The 18,938-nt window shown below is 63.5% G+C and carries 18 protein-coding genes and 1 pseudogene; 11 read left to right on the top strand and 8 right to left on the bottom strand.

Annotated elements, in window-relative coordinates; all coding sequences use genetic code 11:
* From ACVMIM_RS30395 to ACVMIM_RS30380, 4 genes are read right to left on the bottom strand one after another with little or no spacing between them, the layout of a single operon-like run.
* Entirely contained in the window at window positions 1–789 is a 789-nt protein-coding gene (locus tag ACVMIM_RS30395) for a hypothetical protein (RefSeq protein ID WP_476116507.1), read from the bottom strand.
* Window positions 770–2,176: a flagellar protein export ATPase FliI gene (gene fliI / locus ACVMIM_RS30390; RefSeq protein ID WP_476116506.1), complete on the bottom strand. Its 1,407-nt coding sequence runs from the start codon at window positions 2,174–2,176 to the stop codon at window positions 770–772. Before fliI ends, ACVMIM_RS30395 begins: the two co-directional genes overlap by 20 nt.
* Before the next feature lie 4 nt (window positions 2,177–2,180).
* On the bottom strand, window positions 2,181–2,903 hold the full coding sequence (gene flgF, locus ACVMIM_RS30385; protein WP_140707025.1) for a flagellar basal-body rod protein FlgF: 723 nt from the start codon (window positions 2,901–2,903) through the stop codon (window positions 2,181–2,183).
* Window positions 2,904–2,910: 7 nt separating this feature from the next.
* A complete protein-coding gene (locus ACVMIM_RS30380) occupies window positions 2,911–4,032 on the bottom strand; it encodes a DUF1217 domain-containing protein (RefSeq protein WP_476116505.1) in 1,122 nt (373 codons plus the stop codon).
* A 148-nt stretch (window positions 4,033–4,180) separates the two neighbouring features.
* Here ACVMIM_RS30380 and motA point away from each other — a divergent pair, with 148 nt between their 5' ends.
* The 6 genes and pseudogenes from motA (at window position 4,181) to ACVMIM_RS30350 (ending at window position 9,075) form a co-directional block, all read left to right on the top strand.
* The gene (motA, locus tag ACVMIM_RS30375) at window positions 4,181–5,056 is read left to right on the top strand and encodes a flagellar motor stator protein MotA (protein ID WP_040989940.1); all 876 of its coding nucleotides are present in this window, start codon (window positions 4,181–4,183) and stop codon (window positions 5,054–5,056) included.
* Window positions 5,057–5,090: 34 nt separating this feature from the next.
* Complete coding sequence (locus tag ACVMIM_RS30370; protein ID WP_476116504.1) at window positions 5,091–6,029, top strand: FliM/FliN family flagellar motor switch protein; 939 nt, start codon at window positions 5,091–5,093, stop codon at window positions 6,027–6,029.
* Window positions 6,030–6,062: 33 nt separating this feature from the next.
* Window positions 6,063–6,455, top strand: coding sequence for a flagellar motor switch protein FliN (gene fliN, locus ACVMIM_RS30365; RefSeq protein WP_278049211.1), 393 nt, complete (start codon window positions 6,063–6,065; stop codon window positions 6,453–6,455).
* 34 nt (window positions 6,456–6,489) lie between these two features.
* Complete coding sequence (locus ACVMIM_RS30360; RefSeq protein ID WP_040997092.1) at window positions 6,490–7,512, top strand: flagellar motor switch protein FliG; 1,023 nt, start codon at window positions 6,490–6,492, stop codon at window positions 7,510–7,512.
* Window positions 7,513–7,536: 24 nt separating this feature from the next.
* Window positions 7,537–8,620 (top strand): annotated as a pseudogene (gene flhB, locus ACVMIM_RS30355) (flagellar biosynthesis protein FlhB).
* A gap of 17 nt (window positions 8,621–8,637) precedes the next feature.
* A complete protein-coding gene (locus ACVMIM_RS30350; protein WP_040997087.1) occupies window positions 8,638–9,075 on the top strand; it encodes a hypothetical protein in 438 nt (145 codons plus the stop codon).
* Window positions 9,076–9,251: 176 nt separating this feature from the next.
* Here the strand turns inward: ACVMIM_RS30350 and ACVMIM_RS30345 are convergent, their stop codons facing one another.
* From ACVMIM_RS30345 to ACVMIM_RS30330, 4 genes are all read right to left on the bottom strand, one after another.
* On the bottom strand, window positions 9,252–10,022 hold the full coding sequence (locus tag ACVMIM_RS30345; protein WP_476116501.1) for a helix-turn-helix transcriptional regulator: 771 nt from the start codon (window positions 10,020–10,022) through the stop codon (window positions 9,252–9,254).
* The gene (locus ACVMIM_RS30340) at window positions 10,019–10,729 is read right to left on the bottom strand and encodes a helix-turn-helix transcriptional regulator (protein ID WP_476116499.1); all 711 of its coding nucleotides are present in this window, start codon (window positions 10,727–10,729) and stop codon (window positions 10,019–10,021) included. Before ACVMIM_RS30340 ends, ACVMIM_RS30345 begins: the two co-directional genes overlap by 4 nt.
* Before the next feature lie 429 nt (window positions 10,730–11,158).
* Complete coding sequence (locus ACVMIM_RS30335) at window positions 11,159–12,190, bottom strand: histone deacetylase family protein (protein WP_040997081.1); 1,032 nt, start codon at window positions 12,188–12,190, stop codon at window positions 11,159–11,161.
* Window positions 12,191–12,232: 42 nt separating this feature from the next.
* Window positions 12,233–12,886 (bottom strand): TetR/AcrR family transcriptional regulator, encoded by a 654-nt coding sequence (locus tag ACVMIM_RS30330; RefSeq protein ID WP_040997079.1) that lies wholly within the window; start codon window positions 12,884–12,886, stop codon window positions 12,233–12,235.
* 254 nt (window positions 12,887–13,140) lie between these two features.
* Here ACVMIM_RS30330 and ACVMIM_RS30325 point away from each other — a divergent pair, with 254 nt between their 5' ends.
* The 5 genes from ACVMIM_RS30325 to ACVMIM_RS30305 all read left to right on the top strand — a co-directional run bounded on the left by ACVMIM_RS30325 (window position 13,141) and on the right by ACVMIM_RS30305 (window position 18,879).
* Window positions 13,141–14,808: an amidohydrolase gene (locus ACVMIM_RS30325; RefSeq protein WP_476116498.1), complete on the top strand. Its 1,668-nt coding sequence runs from the start codon at window positions 13,141–13,143 to the stop codon at window positions 14,806–14,808.
* A 140-nt stretch (window positions 14,809–14,948) separates the two neighbouring features.
* A complete protein-coding gene (locus ACVMIM_RS30320; protein WP_476116496.1) occupies window positions 14,949–16,052 on the top strand; it encodes an ABC transporter ATP-binding protein in 1,104 nt (367 codons plus the stop codon).
* A complete protein-coding gene (locus tag ACVMIM_RS30315) occupies window positions 16,052–16,999 on the top strand; it encodes an ABC transporter permease (RefSeq protein ID WP_476116494.1) in 948 nt (315 codons plus the stop codon). The genes ACVMIM_RS30320 and ACVMIM_RS30315 overlap by 1 nt, the downstream gene beginning before the upstream one ends.
* 218 nt (window positions 17,000–17,217) lie before the next feature.
* The gene (locus ACVMIM_RS30310; protein ID WP_476116492.1) at window positions 17,218–17,805 is read left to right on the top strand and encodes an ABC transporter permease; all 588 of its coding nucleotides are present in this window, start codon (window positions 17,218–17,220) and stop codon (window positions 17,803–17,805) included.
* A gap of 45 nt (window positions 17,806–17,850) precedes the next feature.
* Window positions 17,851–18,879: an extracellular solute-binding protein gene (locus tag ACVMIM_RS30305; RefSeq protein WP_040997071.1), complete on the top strand. Its 1,029-nt coding sequence runs from the start codon at window positions 17,851–17,853 to the stop codon at window positions 18,877–18,879.
* The last annotated feature ends 59 nt before the right edge of the window (window positions 18,880–18,938 follow it).

Raw genomic sequence — 18,938 nt, 5'->3', positions numbered from 1 at the left:
TTACTTGGAGAGCTGGATTACCTTGTCGGTGCTGGTGACGATCACCCACTTGCCGCCGCGCTGCTCGATCGAGGCGACGCGGCTGGAATCGGGCAGGACCGAGCCGCGCTGGACGAGCCACAGACCGGTATCGTCCTCGATCATGGCGCGGCCGTTGGCGACATGCACCATCTTGAATTCCGAAGCGGCGGCGGGAAACGGCTGGTCGCCGGGCAGCGGCGCGGGGTCGTCCTCCACCGTTCCAGTGGCAAAGAGGTCGATATCGGCATTGGGATCATCCTTGGCCGTCAGCGGCCCGCTACGCTCGGCCACGACGCCGCCGCCCTCGCGCCCGGCATTGCTGCCGCTGCCGCCGAACTTGATGGCCTGAACGCCGAACTGCTCCTGGTTGAAGAAAATGTACCAGGGAAACAACGCGCAGATCAGGCCGAGCGTGATGCCGAGCGCAGCGATGACGAAATCGCTGCGGCGGTCGGCGCTCCTGTCGGCCAGGCGCGGGAACTGGGCTTTCGGCGGCTCCGGCCATTCGGTGCGGGGAAAGAGCCCGTCGAGCAAGGAATCGCGGCTGGCCTGCGCGACATCGGCAGTCCCGGCGGTGGATGTCGGCGGCGGATGCGGCCTGTCGTCCCCGGTCAGGAGAGCCGCTGTCTTTTGTGTCCTGGCACGCGCGGCTTTGTCTTTGGCAGTCCTTGCCGCGTCGGCTTCGGCCCTCTCCGCCGCCTCGGCCTCGGCAAGCCTGTCGCGCAACATGCGCTCGGTATAATGGAGCTCAGTCTCCTTGATCGCCATTCAGCTTCCCCTTGAGATGGCGGGCGAGGTCGGCGAACGGATCGGCCGATGCGCGGTCCCTAGGCGACTGCGTGAGCGCCTCGTAGATCAGCGGAACCTGGCGCACCGCATTGTCGAGCTCGGCGTCGGCGCCGCTCTGGTAAGCGCCCAGCAGGCGGATGTCGCGCGTGTCCTCGAAGCGCGCGATCATCGATTTCAGCTTCGTCACCAGCATGCGCTGCTCGGCGCTCCAGGCCTTGTCGGCAAGGCGCGAGATCGACGACAGCGGATTGACCGGCGGATAGCGGCCCTGCTCGGCGAGCGCTCGGTCGAGCACGACATGGCCGTCGAGGATGCCGCGCACCGAATCGGCGACCGGATCATTGTGATCATCGCCGTCCACCAACACGGAAATGATGGCGGTGATCGAACCTTTCCCCTCGGCTCCAGGCCCAGCGCGTTCGAGCAGCTTCGGCAGCTCGGTGAAGACCGAGGCCGGATAGCCGCGGGCTACCGGCGGCTCGCCGGTTCCGGTCGCCACCTCGCGCAACGCATGCGCGAAGCGGGTGATGGAATCCAGCACCAGGAGAACGCGGTGGCCCTGGTCGCGAAAATGCTCGGCCACGCACATGGCAGTGTCGGGCGCGCGGCGGCGCATCATGGCGCTTTCGTCGCTGGTGGCGACGACGGCGACGGTCTTGGCCATGTTTTCCGCACCGATCGTGTCCTCGAGGAACTCGCGCACCTCGCGGCCGCGCTCGCCGATTAGCGCCACGACTACCGTGTCGAAAGCCTCGGCGCCGGCCAGCATGGCAAGCAGCGTCGACTTGCCGACGCCGGAACCGGCGAAGATGCCGAGCCGCTGGCCGAAGCATAGCGGGGTGAAGATGTCGATCACCCTCACGCCGGTGAGGAAACCGGTGCCGACGCGCTGGCGCGACAAGGCGCCGGGCGTCGCGCCATGCGCGACCTCAGCCGCATTCGGCCTGATCAGCGGCGGGCCGCCGTCAATGACCCGGGTCAGGGCGTCGATGGCGCGCCCGCGCCAGGAGGCATGCGGGGTGACCGCGAGCGGGCCGCGGCGGAAGACGGTGTCGCCGATGCCGGCATCGGCGCTGCGTTCGAAGGGCGCGACCACCACCTCGTCGCTGGAGATCTTGACGATCTGGCCGCGTCGCGCGCCGGCTTTGCCGCGCTGCTCGACGATGTCGCCCAGCCTGGCAATTCCGGACAGGCCGCGAACCTTGTAATGCGTCGGCGATATCTCGGCGATGCGGCCGCCGCGCGCCAGCAGCGCCTGCGGATCGTCGAACCGCTGCCAGACGCGTTCGAGAGCGGCCAGCCTGTCGGTCCGTCCGGTTTCCGCCGGGCTCTCGGCAGCGCGCAACAGGGACGATCCGGTCGTCATGCTGTCACTTCGAGCCGAGCGTCTTGATCGCGTCGTCGGTGGAGGAATCGGTCTGCCGCATCAGCGCCGCCGTGTTCTCGAAAGCGCGTTGCACCTGGATCAGCCGGGTCATTTCCAGCACCGGGTTGACGTTCGATTCTTCCAGAAACCCTTGAGCGACGCCGACGTCCGAGCGATCGGTGACGGGCTCGGGCGTGCGCGCCGGAACGATGCCCGAATTCCCATAGCGGACGAAATTCTCGCCGGGGTCGAAATTATAGAGGCCGATGGCGCCGACCAACTGGTCGTTCTGCCTGAGCGAGCCGTCGGCGCCTGCCTTGGGCGGGCCGTTGCGCGGATCGAGCTGGATGGGGGCGCCGCCGCTGTCCAGCACCGGGTAGCCTTCGATCGACATCAATTCGCCGTTCTCGTTCATGGAGAAGCGGCCGTCACGCGTCATCACCGTGCCGGCGGGCGTCTCGATGGCGAACCAGGCGTCGCCCTGGATGGCGAAGTCGAACGGGTTGCCGGTCTCGGTCAGCGCGCCATGCGCGCCGGAGAGATAGGTCTTGCCGGAGGAGGCAAAGGAAACCGATCTCGGCCCGGTGCCCGAGACCACGTCCTCGAATTTTACGCCGGTGGCGCGAAAGCCGATCGTCGAGGCGTTGGCGACATTGTCGGCGATGGTGTCGAGACGACGCTCGAGGGCGATCTGAGAGGAGAGGGCGACGTAAAGACTGTCCTGCATGATCTTCTCAGAACTTCAACTGCTGCATGGCCATCATCAGATCGGTGGAGATGCCGACAGTGGTCGGTTGCGCGAAGAGCACGCTGACCGATGTCACCGCCGTCGAGGTCGGATGGTCAATCTCGTACATGCTGGTGAAGCGGGTCAGGAATTTGCTGAGCTTGTCCGGGTCGGTGAAGTCCTTGATGTCGAGCTTCTGCTCGAACAACTGCGCCTGCTTGTCGATGTCGGCGGTTGCGAAGGAATCCGGCAGGCCGAGCGCGGTACGCACCACGCTGGCAAGTGCCGTGTCGGCCAGCACGTCGTACCAGCTGGTGATGTCGGGTGCCTTGCGCTGGAAATAAAGCGCCAGCCGAACACCCTCGTTGGTCTGGCCGGCGTCCTCTTCCAATGTCTGGCGCAGGTATTTGTCGACGGTCGGCTGCTGCGCCGGCACGTAGGTGGTGGCGTTTTCGCCGTACTGCTCGAAATTGAGGGCCGCGGCCAGTCCGGCATAGGCTTTGTTGGTCTGCTTGTTGGCGACGCTATCGGGGTCGCGCACGCCGCCCTCGAGGACCTGCCTGATCAGGTCTTTGTCTTCGGTGGTGGAGTCGAGACCGAACGCGGCCAGTGCGTAGGTGTACAGCCGATTGTTCGACATCAAATCGTCGACCGATTTCACCTTGGTGATGTTGGCGAGATAGTATGTCGTCTCGCCCTTCACATAATCCGAATCCGGATCGAGACCGGCGATCTCAGCCTGCATGGCGTAGTTCTTCGTGACCAGCTGCTGCGCCGGGTTGTAGACCGTCGCATCGGCGCCGTCCGCCGCGAAGTTGAAGGCGCTGACGAACTGGGCGTAGCGCTTGTCCGTCAGCTTGTTGGCGAAGCTGTTGGGGTCGGAAACGCCTTCCTTCAGCGCCTTGACCATGAAGGCCTTGGCATAGTCCATGTCCTCCAGCCCGTAGGCTTTCATGGCATATTTGAACAGGCGGTCGTTGTTGACGAAATCGTCGATCGATTTCACCTTGGTGATGTTGGCCAGATAGTATTGGGTGTCGCGATCGACCGTCGGCTGCTGCTCGATGCGGGCGATAGACTTGGGAATGTCTTTGGCGATCAACTGATAGCTGATATAGGTACTAAGCAAAGGGCATGCCTCCGGCCGAAGCTATCCCTGCACGATAGCGTCACTTCCTTGCGCGAAGCTGAATCGCGTCCGCCGCCTTCGATTCAAGCCTCACACAAGGCAAGGGGACTATCCCTGCTCCACGACGTGACATGCGGAAGGACCTGTCGTGGGCATTCTGATCGGACTTGTGGTGACGCTCGGCTGCGTTCTCGGCGGCTTCATGGCCATGGGCGGGCATCTGCATGTATTGCTGCAGCCGTGGGAAGCGGTGGTGATCTGCGGCGCGGCGCTCGGCACCTTCCTCGTCGCCAACCCGATGAAGACGGTCAAGGACACCGGCAAGGGCATTCTGGAAGCCTTCAAGCAGGCGGTGCCGAAGGAACGCGACTATCTCGAGACGCTGGGCGTGCTGCACAGCCTGATGCGCGAACTGCGCTCGAAGTCGCGCAGCGAGGTCGAGGCGCATATCGACAATCCGGAAGAGTCGGCGATCTTCCAGGCCTTCCCGACCGTGCTCAAGAACCATGACCTGACGAATTTCATCTGCGACTACTGTCGCATCATCATCATCGGCAATGCCCGCTCGCATGAGATCGAGGCGCTGATGGACGAAGAGATCCAGACGATCCGCACCGACAAGCTGAAGGCCTATCACGCGATGGTGGCGGTCGGCGACGGCCTGCCGGCGCTGGGCATCGTGGCGGCCGTGCTCGGCGTGGTGAAGGCGATGGGCGCGCTGGACCAGTCGCCGGAAATCCTCGGCGGGCTGATCGGCGCGGCACTCGTCGGAACCTTCCTCGGCATCTTCCTGTCCTATGCGGTGGTCGGTCCGGTCGCCACCAAGATCAAGACGGTGCGCGAGAAGAGGAACCGCCTCTACATCATCGTCAAGCAGACGCTGCTTGCGTATATGAACGGCGCCCTGCCGCAGGTGGCGATCGAATTCGGCCGCAAGACCATATCCTCCTACGAACGTCCGACGATCGATGCGGTGGAGCAAAGCACCATGAGTGCCGGCACCGCCGAGAAGAAGGCGGCCTGAGCATGCAGCATCCGAGACAGAGCCGCCTGCCGTCATGACCAGTCCGGCCAGTCCGTCAGAAACGCGGGCCTTGATCATCGAGCGGCTCGTCGGCGACAGCGGCGAGGCGGCGCAGGTGATCGGCGTCGGCCGCGGCATGGCCGAGCGGGCGCTGCCGTTGCTGCAGAAGGCGCTTGCCGCGGAACTCGGCGCGCCGGTGACCGTCGATCTGCAAGCGGTGGAGGTCGGCCGCGTTCCCGAGGCGCGTTCACACGCCGGCGAAGCTTTTGCGCTGACCATCGTGTCCTCGCCGATCTCGGCCGACGCCATGACGCTGGTGATGGATGCGCAAGCGGTCGCCGTCATGGTGAGCGCTCTGTTCGGCGGCGATCCCGACCAGCCGGTGGCGCCGATCGAGCGCGACCTGTCGCAGATCGAGGCCGATGTGGCGACCACCGTGTTCCAGGAGGTGGCGGCAGCGCTCAACGGATCCGGCAAACGTTCGCTCGACTTGCGCCTGCCGGTGCCGAAAGCAATGTCCGGCAACGAGGCGAGGCGGCGCGTGTTGCGCGACGGCGCCGCCGTGCGCATCGTCTATGGCCTGTCGACGCCGTCCGACAGCGGCACAGTCACGGTAATGATCCCGCAACGCCTGCTGCTTACCTCGCGCAGCGGCGGTGCCACCGCGGGCGAGCATGGCGAGACCACCGAATTCGACTGGCGAGCCCGCTTCTCCGAAGAGGTTATGCGCTCGACCGTCCGGCTCGAGGCGACGATGCCGCTAGCGCGGTTGACGCTCGGCGACCTCGCAGCGTTCAAGCCAGGGCAGGTGATCGAACTGGAGGAGAACGCCCAGCTCAACGCCAGGCTCAGCGCTCGCGACAAAACGTTGTTCGTCTGCGAGTTCGGCAAGCTTGGGCAGAATTACACCGTCCGCATCAGCCGCCCTCATGATGCCGGACAGGATTTCATCGACGGACTGATGCCGGGCTGATGCCAGGCCCGGGATCCATGGAGACGAAGAAGCATGCCAGCGACAAATGTGGAAGCCGAGGCCGAAATGGAAACCGGCCAACCTGACGAGCAGTTGGACCGCGCTATCGAAGAACTGCGCGGCGTGCTTCGTGAAGAGGAGGGCCGTCCGGACGCTGCGCTTCGGTCGGGGTCCAATTCCTCGATCATCATGACCATTCCGGTCGACGTGCAGATCATCCTGGGCAGCACGGAAATGCCCGTGTCGGATTTGATGGCGCTGCAGAAGGGTTCCACGGTCGCGCTCAACCGGCGTATCGGCGAGCCGGTCGACGTCGTGGTCAACGGCCGCAAGATCGCGCGCGGCGAGATCACGGTGCTGGAGAGCGATCCGACGCGCTTCGGCATCAGGCTCACAGAGATCATCGCGGCGGCGAAGAGCGCCTGAGAAGGCGGACCAATCGGCAGCGAGGGCAACACGCATGACGACGGCATTGGCGCTGACACGTCCGCAAAAAGCGGCAGCCATACTGGTGGCCATGGGCAAGCCCGCGGCCAGCCGCCTGCTCAAATTCTTCAAGCAGGACGAGCTGAAGGCGCTGATCGAGGGCGCACGTCTCTTACGTACCATTCCGCAGGCTGATCTGGAGCGCATCGTTGCCGAGTTCGAAGCCGAATTCACCGAGGGCGCCGGCCTGCTCGATTCAGCCGACCGGATGGACACGATCCTGAACGAATCGCTGTCGCCCGAGGAGATGAGCGCCATCATGGGCGAGAGGAGGTTCGAGCCGGTCCCGGAAGGACCGCCGCCGATATGGCCGGATCTCGAAAAGCTCGAGCCGTCGCGGCTCGGCTCCTTCCTTGCCGGCGAGCATCCGCAGACGTCGGCCATGGTGCTTTCGAAGCTCGCGCCGCAGACCGCCGCCAACGTGCTGCTCACGATGGAAAAGCCGATGCGCAGCCAGATCGTCAAGCGCATGGTGACGATGGCCAACGTCCCGGATGCGGCATCCCGGATCGTCGAGAATCAGCTGCGCGTGAGCGTGCTGTCGCAGAAGGCCAGCCGGGACACCACCGCCGGCCAAGAACGCGTCGCCGGCATGCTCAACGAAATGGCGAAGCCCGAACTGGACGAACTCATGCAGGACCTGGAGGAAGCCGGCACGCCCGATCTCGCCGGCGTCAGGTCGCGGTTGTTCGCCTTCGACGACCTGCCGCTGTTGCCGCAGAAAGCCCGGGTCCTGCTGTTCGACGGGCTGTCGACCGAGCTCGTCACGCTGGCGCTGCGCGGGGCCGCGCCGGAACTCGCCGAATCGGCGCTGTCGGCGATCGGCGCGCGCTCCCGCCGCATGATCGAATCCGAACTCGGACAAGGATCGGAAGGCATTGCGCTTGCCGACATCATGGCGGCGCGCAAGAGCATATCGGTCGCCGCCATCCGGCTTTCGCGCGAAGGAGCTTTCGAGCTGCCTTCGATGCAGACCGCCGCCGCCGAAGCCGCCTGACGATAGCGACCCGGTCAGAGCGCCATGGCTGAAGCGGTCGACAAGGATTCCAAAACCGAGGAAGCCACAGAAAAGAAGATCCGCGACACGATCGAACAGGGCAAGTTGCCCCATTTCGCGCGAGACCGCGATCTTTGCCTCCTTCCTCGCCATATTGGTTTTCGCCGTCTTCTACGCCAAGGATGCGATCGTCGATCTCGGCATGTTCCTATCGACCTTCCTGGAAAAGCCGGAGGCCTGGCCGATGGACACCGAGACCGACGTCATCTCGCTCTACAAGCAGGTAATGACCGAGATCGGCCGCGCCGTCGTCAGCCTGCTGGTGCTCTTGACGGTTGCCGGCGTCGGCGCCTCGGTCTTCCAGAACATGCCGCAAATCGTCGGCGAGCGGATCAGGCCGCAGCTCTCGCGCATCTCGATCGCCAAGGGCTGGAGCCGGATGTTCGGCATGCAGGGCTGGGTCGAGTTCCTGAAGTCGCTGGCCAAGCTCGGCTTTGCGATCGCGGTGCTGAGCTTCACGCTCTCGGAAGATCATCGCAAGCTGCTCGCCGGCATGATCACCAACCCGGTCTCGTTCGGTCTGGTCATCCGCGGCATCTTCGTCGACATCCTTGTGGCGATCGTCTTCGTGATGGGGCTGATCGCGGTGGCCGACATCGTCTGGTCGCGCTTTCACTGGCGGCGCGACCTGCGCATGACCAAGCAGGAAGTCAAGGACGAGTTGAAGCAGTCGGAAGGCGATCCGATCGTCAAGTCGCGACTGCGCTCGCTGGCGCGCGACCGGGCGCGCAGACGCATGATGACGGCCGTGCCGCGCGCGACGCTGGTGATCGCCAACCCGACGCACTACTCGATCGCGCTGAAATATGTGCGCGAGGAGGATTCCGCGCCGATCGTGCTGGCCAAGGGACAGGATCTGGTGGCGCTCAAGATCCGCGAGATCGCCAGGCAGAACAACATTCCGATCTTCGAGGACGTGGCGCTCGCGCGCTCCATGTACAAGCAAGTTTCGGTTGATAGCGTGATCCCGTCGCAATTCTACCAGGCGGTCGCCGAGTTGGTGCGGATCGTCTACTCGAAGAAGGCACCGCGCAAGGCAACCCAATGAACGGACGCCGCTAATCCATGGACCGGCAACCACACGCCAACTCCCGCGAGCTGATCGTCGCCAGCGCCATCGAGCCCGTGGTGGGCGAATTGAGGCTCATCGACGTTGCCGACTATATTGCCTTCATCCGGCTCGAACATCTCGCCTGCCTGTCGGACCTCGTGGATTCGGCGGTCGAGCTTTACTTCCGGCCGGGAACGCTGCGGCTCGGCCATGGTGCGGAGGCGCATGTCGACTGGAGTGGCAGCCCGCGCATCGTGCTCGACCTGGAGCTGCGGCCGCGCGGCGTGACGGTCTATTTCCAGCTGACGTTGACCGAGCACCAGGCATCCGTGGTGGTCAACTACGTGTCGTTCGAGAAGCCTGGCGAAACGCCGGAGCACAACACGGCCTTGCTCGAGGACGCGATCGAAGAGGCTCGTATCCGCAGGACCGAGCCGCTGGCATTCCCCTGAGTGTCTGATTCAGAAGTCGCCATGCCGGGCTGCAAATGGCGCCTTCTGCGCTTCCGGTGCTCGCGTACCTTTATGTACGCTCCGCTCCGGTTCTCGAAATCACCATTTCGCCTCGGCCTGGCGATTTCTGATTCAGACACTGATCTCCTGGACATATCGAGGCTAGGCTCGATCGATTATTCGATCAGGCCGAGCCGCAAAGCCTTGGCGACCGCCTGGTTGCGATTGACCGCGTTGAGCTTCTGCGTCGACTGGGTGAGATACTGGTTGGCGGTGTGCACCGACAGCTTGAGGAGCTTGGCGATCTCCTCGCTGGTGTTCCCGTTGGCGGTCAGCTTCAGGCATTCGAGCTCGCGCTTGGAGATCGAGCGCATCCGGCCGGTATCGCCGGGGCGGATGCGGGCGACGGCCGCGAAAAGCGCAAAGGAGCGGGCGTGGATCTCGCAAAGCGTGTCGTCGGACAGAGCGATCTCTGAGCCCAGGAAGACGACCAGCCCGCATTGCCCGCGATCGGCATGCACCGGAAAGGCAATGCCGTTGGTTCCGGGCGCCAGCGGCGCGGTCGGCTCCGCCCAGGCGAGCGACTGGAACACCTGCCGCGATCCGGCGAGGGCGTCGTCGACCCACCAGCGCGGCGCGGTCGAGAGGCGGCTGTGACGCACCATATCCTCACCATTGGCGCCGGAGATGAATTTGGTCGCGACCGCCGTGCCGGGATAGTCGGAATCGAAACACGCCACGAGACGCGCGCGCTCGGGCGAGGGACTGACGAAATAGAGGCCGAAGGCCGAGGCGTTGATATCAACGGCGATCCAGCGGCAACGGCGCACCGCATCGGGGATGGTGGCGGCGTGATGGGTCTCGGAGCCGAGCGAGAAGGCGCCGAAGGGACTGCGCTGATCGTTGAAAAGAGCGGCTGCCGCCTCTCTGACCTGTGCGTGCTTCAAATGATGCCGCTCCTGATCGCCGTCGCGATCGCCATCGCGCGGTTCGAGGCCGCGAACTTCTGGATGGCGTGCGTGATGTAGCTGTTGACGGTGTTCGACGAGACACCGAGAATGACGGCGACCTCGTCGGTGGTCTTGCCTTCCGAGACCCAGAACAGGCATTCGCGCTCGCGGTCCGACAGCGGATCCTGCATGGACGCCGCCGCGATCAGCTGCGGAATGCCGGAAAGCGCATAGCAGCATTTGATCTGTGCCTTCATCAGGGCGGCCACGTCGATCTTGCCCGCCTCGGCGGCCGAGAACAGCACGAACAGGCGCTGCCGGCCGACATTGAGCCGCAGCGAATAGATTTCGGCGTGGCCAAGCACGTCGAGCAGGCGGGCTTCCTCGCCGGTCAGCAATGCGCCGGCCTCGGGCGCGTGCGCGGCCACCAACGGCTTCGGGCGAACGCCCGGCGCCACGGTCAAGGGACCCAGCGCCAAATTGGCAATCAGCCTTTTGCCGATCAGCTCTATCCCGTCGAAGATCCAGTTTGAGGAAACGATGCGCGCATCGTTGCGGTCTTGGTCATGAACGATGGCGACCAGCATATAGTTGTCGGCGCCGATATCGGCGGCAAGCTGCATGAAGAAAGTGGTGAGGTCGCCGCGCGACGTCAGGCGCGAGCCTGAAGCGTCGGTTTGAAGAAGCGCGGCGGAACTGCTCATTTTGATTCTTGGATTCTTGCCGGAATCGATCCTTGTGCCCGGTGTTGGCGAAGCAACGGCCGGACCGAAACGCGTCACGTTTACGAAGACACACTCACGGGCGCGAACGGCGCCCAATCGCGCCGAATCCCTCTGGGGAACGCGAAACCGTCCGCGTCTGGTACCAGCCTGGCGCCGGAACTTGAGACTTTGGGTTGGTCGCCGCGCCCCCCGTGGACCGGCTGATTCGGGCCTAATCTACCCGCAGATGAATCCGACATCAAATGCGATTTGACAAAATCGAATCCGATGGACTCGCATTGCGACTCAGCAGCCGGTCTTCGCGTTACTTGGCGGTGATTCAAAGCTGAATTGAGCCAATGATTTCGCGGCGGGCGCAAAAATACGCCCCCGGTTGCATCCGAGAGCGTATGGCCGTTCGGGTGCGGCTCAGCGATCCTCGAAACCCGTCAGCACGCCGACGGCATTGATGCCAATCTCTTCCACGGCGTAGCCGCCTTCCATGACGAACAGCGTCGGCAGGCCGAGCTTGGCGATGCGGCGGCCGATCTTGGGATAGTCCTCGCTCTTCAGCTTGAACTGGCTGATCGGGTCTTTCTCGAAGGTGTCGACGCCGAGCGAGACGACGACGACATCGGGAGCGTAGGCGGCTAGCCTGGCGCAGGCGTCCTCCAGCGACGCGCTCCAGCCGTCCCAATTGGTGCCGAAAGGCATCGGGTAATTGATGTTGAAGCCTTCGCCCTCGCCCTCGCCGCGTTCGTCGGCGTGGCCGAGGAAGAAGGGATACTCGACCATCGGATCGCCATGCAGGTTGAGCACCTGGACGTCGCCGCGCCGATAGAAGATCTCCTGCGTGCCGTTGCCGTGATGGTAGTCGACATCGAGGATGGAGACACGGCTTGCGCCCTGGTCGCGGAACCACTGAGCGACGACGGCGGCGTTGTTGACGAAGCAGTAGCCGCCCATGAAGGCCGCGCCCGCATGATGGCCCGGCGGGCGGCAAAGCGCGAAGGCGCTGCGTTCGCCGGCCTTGACCAGGGCGGCTGCGGTCAGCGCGACGTCATAGGAGGACTTGATCGCCGCCCAGGTGCCTTCGACGAAGGTGGCGCCGGCATCGAAGGAATAGTAGCCGAGCAAGGCATCGATGCGCTTCGGCGGCACGTCGCCGCGCAGGCCGCGCGTCGGCCAGGTGAAGCCCATGGCAGACCCCGTGAAGCCCGCGGCGACCCATTCCGGCCACACCGTCGGCAGGAAGTCGATGTAATGGGCTTCATGGACACGCTTGGCCGCGGCAAGGTCGTGCTCGGCCGGCCCGATGATCGGCCCGAGCTTCTCGCTCTCCACGCGTGCCCTGATGAATTCAGCCCGCGACGGCTTCTCGAAACCCGGCACGATCGCGGACGTGACCAGCTCCATCTGGTCGGCATGACCGGCATGAAGTGGCGAATAGACAGTTTTCATGAAATCTCCCCTGGAAGTGCGAAATCGGTTGGAAGTGCCAAATCACTCGAGATTGAGATGGGGGCTCACCAGAGCGAGCCACATGGCCTCCACATCGTCCTCGATGAGGTCGTATGTCCTGCGATCCCTCTTCAACCCGACAAGACGGCAGACATGGCCGACTTCCATCATCAGCACGCCGAGCCGGCTGGCGATCTTGTCTTCAAGAGCCGGATTCACATGCTGCAGCCACGCGGCGTAAAGAGCGATGATGTCCTTGTCGTACTCGTCCTGGATCGGCCTCAGGTCGGCGTTGCCGGATATGGCCTCGATCACCGGCATCAGCGTGGCGTTTTCGAGATAGAGCCTGGATGTGTCGATGAAGAGCTTGCGCACTTCGCGCCGAAACTCATCACGGTTGGTTGGCCGGGGGGCGTTGATACGCTTCTGGATCACCTGGGGAAAAGACGACAGCCAGCGCCGGGCCAGGTCCAGAAGAATGGCTTCCTTGTTGGGAAAGTACTGATAAACCGAACCGACCGACAGGCCCGCGCGCTGCGCGATGGCGAGCGTCGTCGGCGCTCTGGTTCCTTGCTCGCGCGTCAGGATCAGGGCCGCATCGAGAATCCTGTCGACCACCTTGCTTGACCGCTGCTGCCGCGGCTGCTTGCGCGGTTCGAGCGCTATCCTGGTCTTGCGGTCGAGACTGCGCTTCACTGCTCGTTGCCCCCGTTCCCCGCTCGGCCTCACCGTCGGCGCGCGGTGCAGTCCACTATACATTGCAAATTCCGGCTGTTGACAAACGCGAATAAACAGTCGCATTCTTTATCCACGCTGTCTTCCACGATAACAAGGGGAATTTCGAAGACGGCGCATCGGCATCGCTCTTGCTCCATGGCGCCGCCCCGGTGGAGCGGTAGCTCGTTGGGCTCCGGGCGCTGTCGGTCCCTCAGCAAAATTGTGGAGTCGCGATGTCGGTTGCGGGTGGTGGTGCGGATCTGGTGATCGTCAACGGCCGTCTGCTGACCATGGACGACGACAATCCCGCCGCCGAGGCTGTTGCGGTCAAGGACGGCGCCATCATCGCCATTGGTAGCCGCGCTTCCATCGAAGAGCTCAAAGGACCGGCGACAAAGGTTGTCGACGCTCAAGGCGGCTCCGTCCTGCCGGGCTTCATCGAAGCGCATATGCATCTGTTCGGCGGCGCGGCCGAGCTCGACAATCTGCATCTGGCCGGCGTGCATGGCTTCGACGCGCTGCGCGCCGCGATCCAGGATTTCGCGGCCAAGCGCCCGGACGCCAGACTGCTGATCGGCGCCGGTGTCGACTACGCCATCCTGCCGGAGCCCGTGACGCGCCACGATCTCGACCGCATCATTCCCGACCGGCCCTTCGCCATGTCGGCGTCCGACCACCACACGATGTGGGCGAACACCAAGGCGCTGGAAGAGGCCGGGCTGCTGCATGGCAAGCAGGTCGGACAGGGCAATGAGGTTGTCATGGGCGCCGACGGGCTTGCCGCTGGCGAACTGCGGGAAGGCGAGGCCTTCGGACCGCTCCTCGACCATTACGGAGCAAACCGGACGCGGCTTGGGCTCGAGGGCGCCGAGCCGGATCCCTATCCTTCGGCGAAGGAACTGGCAGCCGATCGCGACCTGATGCATCGCGGGCTGCAATGGTGCGCCAAGCATGGCATCACCTCGATCCAGAACATGGATGGCAATCTCTACCAGCTTGAGCTGCTGGCCGGGCTGGAAGAAGAGGGACGGCTGCTTTGCCGCACCAAGATCCCGTTCCACTTCAAGAATTTCATGAAGCTGGACATGCTGGAAAAGGCCTCGCGGATGGCCGCGACCTACAATTCCGAATGGCTGTCTTCCGGCCTGGTCAAGGTCTTCTATGACGGCGTGCTGGATTCCTGGACGGCGGTGATGGTCGACGACTATGCCGACCGGCCTGGATGGCGCGGCGAGCCGCTGTTTTCGCCGGAACATTTCGCCGAGGTGGCGGTCGAGGCTGACAGACGCGGCCTGCAGATCGCCGTGCATTCGATCGGGGACGGCGCCGTGCGGGCGGTGCTCGACGGCTATCAGGCGGCGCTGAAGAAGAACGGCCGGCGCGACAGCCGGCACCGCATCGAGCATATCGAGGTGATCACGGCCTCCGACGTGCCGCGCTTCGCGGAGCTCGGCGTGCTTGCCTCGATGCAGCCGGCGCATCCGCCGGGCGCGCTGAACTTCCCGCTGGAGCCGACAATCTCGCGCATCGGCCGCGACAAGTGGCCGTTAAGCTATGCCTGGCGCACGCTGAAGAACGCCGGCGCGCGCGTGGTGTTCGCATCCGACTGGCCGGTCTCGCCGGTCGATCCGATCCTGTCCATTCAGGCGGCGGTGATGCGTAAGCCTTGGGCAGAAGGGATGCCGGACCAGAGCTTCTCGTTGCGGGAAGCAATAGAGGGCTACACGGTCGAAGGCGCCTATGCGGAGTTCAACGAACATCGCAAGGGGCGCCTGAAAACCGGATATCTCGCCGATATCGTCGTCCTGTCGGCGGATATCGAGGCGACCGCGCCGGAAGCGTTGCACACCGTGCGTCCGATGACCACCATCTGCGGGGGGAGGATCACCTACCAGGCCTAACGATGGCATAGGAATTGCTTAATTGAACAGAGGCTCGGATCGAGTCACCGCTCAGCAGTTGCCAAGCCGACCGGCTTGTGGTGACAATCAAAACAGGAACACACCTGCCGACAAGAGCAGGCTCTCTCAATGGGGTAATCGTGCCGGAACAGCCGGGTAAGAACGCGATCGAAGTTCGCGGTGTTCGCAAGGTCTTTGGTACCGGCGAAAACCAGGTAGCCGCCCTCGACACGGTGTCGGTGTCGATCCGCGAGAATGAGTTTTTCACGCTGCTCGGCCCCTCCGGATGCGGAAAGACGACACTGCTGAGATTGATTGCCGGCTTCGATTTCCCAACCGCCGGCGAGATCCTGCTTCACGGCCAGGACATCGCGCCGCTCCCACCCTACAAACGCCCGGTCAACACCGTCTTCCAGAGCTATGCGCTTTTCCCGCACATGACGGTAGCGCAGAATATCGGCTTCGGGCTGGAGATGCTCGGCAAGCCGAAAGCGGAGATCGAGGCGCGCGTCGCGCAGATGCTGAAGCTGGTCAAGATGGAGGCGCTCAAGGCGCGCCGCACCAGCCAGATCTCGGGCGGCCAGCAGCAGCGCGTGGCGCTGGCCCGGGCCTTGGCGCCGCAGCCAAAGGTGCTCTTGCTCGACGAGCCGCTTTCGGCGCTGGACTACAAGCTGCGCAAGGAAATGCAGATCGAGCTGAAGCGGCTGCAGAACGAGACCGGCATCACCTTCATCTTCGTCACTCACGACCAGGAAGAAGCGCTGACCATGTCCGATCGCATCGCGGTGATGTCGGCCGGCAAGATCCTGCAGGTCGGCACGCCGCGCGACATCTACGACCGGCCGGCCGAACGCTTCGTCGCCGACTTCATCGGCGAAACGAATTTCCTGCCCGGCACGGTGGTGTCGAAACAGGCCGGCGTGGCGACGGTCAAATTCGCCAGCAGCGCCACGATCAGCGCCGGCTATCCGGAAGGCTTCAATCCGACCGGCGAGGTGACGCTGGTGGTGCGTCCCGAGCATGCCGATCTGGTTCCCGATCCGGCCAAGGGCACGATCACCGGCACGCTCTCCAACATCGTCTATTTCGGCACCGACACGCATTATCACGTCAAGCTCGACGGCGGCGGCGAGAATTTCATCGTGCGCCATCAGAACAGCCGTTCGAGCGTGGTGACCTACGAGACCGGCGCCAAGGTCGGCATCCAGTTCGAGGAGGACGCCGCCCGCGTCCTGAAAGACTGATGACGACAGCCACGCTCTCCCCGACCACGCTTTCCAAGGCCGCGTTGTTCGAAGCCCAGGCGGTGAAGACAAGTGCGCGGCGCAACCGCCTGCTATCGCTGCCGGCGCTGATCATCATCGGCATTTTCGGCGTGCTGCCGCTGATCATCATCTGCATCTACTCGTTCCTCGTCGCCGCGCCCTATGGCGGCGTGCAGTGGCAGTTCTCGACCGACGCCTATCTCAACTTCCTGTTCCAGCGCGACATCTTCGACGACACGCTGCAGTTCACGCCGGATTTCCTGATCATCTACCTGCGCTCCTTCCTGTTCGCGGTCGTGACGACGATCATCTGCCTGCTGCTCGGTTTCCCGACCGCCTATTTCATGGCCACGCGGCCGCCGGCGCAGCGCAACTGGTGGGTGCTTCTGATTACCATCCCATTCTGGTCGAACCTTTTGGTCCGCACGCTGGCGATCATGTTCATCATCCGCGACGAGGGTCTGATCAACAACGCGCTCCTTGCGCTCGGCGTGATCGATAAGCCGATCACGATGCTCTACACCAACTTCGCCATCCAGATCGGCTTGCTCTATGCCTTCCTGCCGTTCATGGTGCTGCCGCTCTATTCGAGCCTGGAGAAGCTCGACTTCCGCCTGGTCGAGGCAGCTTACGATCTTTACGCGACGCGCCGGCAGGTGCTGTGGCGGGTGATCATCCCGCTGTCCAAGCCCGGCATCATCGCCGGCTGCCTGCTCGTCTTCATCCCGGCGCTCGGCGCCTATGTGACGCCGCTGATCCTGGGCGGCGGCGTCCACCTGATGATCGGCGATCTCATCGCGCAGCAATTCGGATCGGGGCGCAACTGGCCGCTCGGCTGCGCGCAGGCGCTGATCCTGATGGCGGCGGTGCTGGTGGCGCTGTTCTTCTATGTCCGCAACACGTCGGGGAAGGTGCAGCATGGCTGAGCCCCGCATCATGGACATCAAAGACCTGCCGGGCTTCCGCTCGATCGCCGTCATCTGCCTGCTGGTGCTCTATACACCGGTGCTGATCCTGATGGTCTTCTCGCTCAACAGCGGCTCGCTGGTCACGCATTTGGGAAGGCGTCACGCTCAACTGGTACGGCAGCGCATTCCTCAACGAGGAGTTCCACAACGCGGCGAAGAACACGCTGATCATCTCGGTGACGGCGACGATCGTTTCGACGATCTGCGCGACGCTTGCCGCGATCGGCATGACGCGCGTGAAGCCGTGGCGCGGCTTGTCGGCCGCCTTCATAGTCATCAACCTGCCGCTGATGGTGCCCGAGATCATCACGGCGGTCGCGACACTTTCCTTCTTCGCGCTGATTGCCGGCACGCTCGGGCTGAATTTCGGCATCGGCAACCTGATCCTCGCCCACACCGTGTTCTGCATCCCCTTTGCCTATATGCCGATCAGGGCGCGGCTCGAGGACATGGACCTGACGCTGGAATATGCGGCGGCGGACCTGTACGCTACGCCGTGGAACGCGTTCAAGCGCATCACGCTGCCGCTGCTGGTGCCCGGCATCATGTCTGGCGCGGCGCTCGCCTTCATCGTCTCATTCGACGATTTCACCATCACGCAGCTCGTCGCCGGCCCCGGCCAGACGACGCTGCCCCTCTATATCTGGAACCAGATCCGGCGACCGATGACGCCGGAGATCAACGCCATCTCGACCATCCTGCTCCTGGTGTCGATCCTGTTCGTCACGGTCTCGTTCCTGATCGCGCGGCGACGCGCGAAATGATCCACGAGCTCCAACACAACAATGGGAAGGCAAGGAGAACATAAAATGTCTGGAAAACTGATGGCGGCCGTTTCCGCGGCCGTTCTTTTGTGGGCAGTGCCGGCGCTCGCCGACGGCGAGCTGCATATCTACAACTGGGGCGACTACACCAACCCCAAGCTGATCGAAAAATTCGAGAAGCAGTACAACGTCAAGGTGACGCTGGACGACTACGATTCCAACGAAACCATGCTGTCCAAGGTGCGCGCCGGCAATTCCGGCTATGACATCGTGGTGCCGTCCGACTACACCGTGAAGATCATGGTCGAAGAGGGCCTGCTCGAAAAGACCGAGCCCAACGCGATGCCGAACGGCAAGAACATCGATCCGCGTTTCGTCGACGTCTATTGGGATGCCGGGCGCCATTATACCGCACCGTGGCAATTCGGCACGACCGCGTTCTCCGTCAATACGGACAAGTTCAAGGGCGACATCAACACGCTGGCCATCCTGTTCAATCCGCCCGATGAACTGAAGGGTCAGATCAACATGCTCGACGACGTCAACACCGTGATGCACGCGGCCGAGCGCTATGCCGGCGTGCCGCGCTGCGGCGCGGACAAAGCCAATTTGAAGAAGATCAACGACATCCTCATGGCCGCCAAGCCGTCGTGGAAAACCTTCAGCTACGACACCATCACCAAGATCACTTCCGGCGACGTCATCGTTTCGGAACAGTGGAACGGCGCCAGCTACCGTTCGCGGCAGAAGATCCCGGCGATCAAATATGCCTATCCGAAGGAAGGCATCGAAGGCTGGATGGACAATGTCGCGGTGCTGAAGGGCGCAAAGAACCTCGAGAACGCCAAGCTGTTCCAGGACTTCGTCATGGCTCCGGAAAACGCGGCGCTGATCTCGGAGTTCGCCGGCTATGACAATGGCATCGCGGGCAGCCACAAATTCCTGCCTGCGGAATTCGCCAACTCGCCGGAAATCAGCCCTCCGGCTGGCTCGCCGACACCGGAATTCGTGCCGCCGTGCCCGCCGGACGTGGTGGAGATCTACAACAAGATCTGGACCAACCTGCGCAAATAAACAGCGCGACGCATGAAAGGAGGGGAGGCTACGGCCTCCCTTCCTTGTGAGTGTTTCTG

The sequence above is a fragment of the Mesorhizobium sp. USDA 4413 genome (assembly GCF_056280365.1).
The sequence above is the reverse complement of the archived record's forward strand: the minus strand, read 5'-3'. Positions and strand labels throughout refer to the sequence as shown.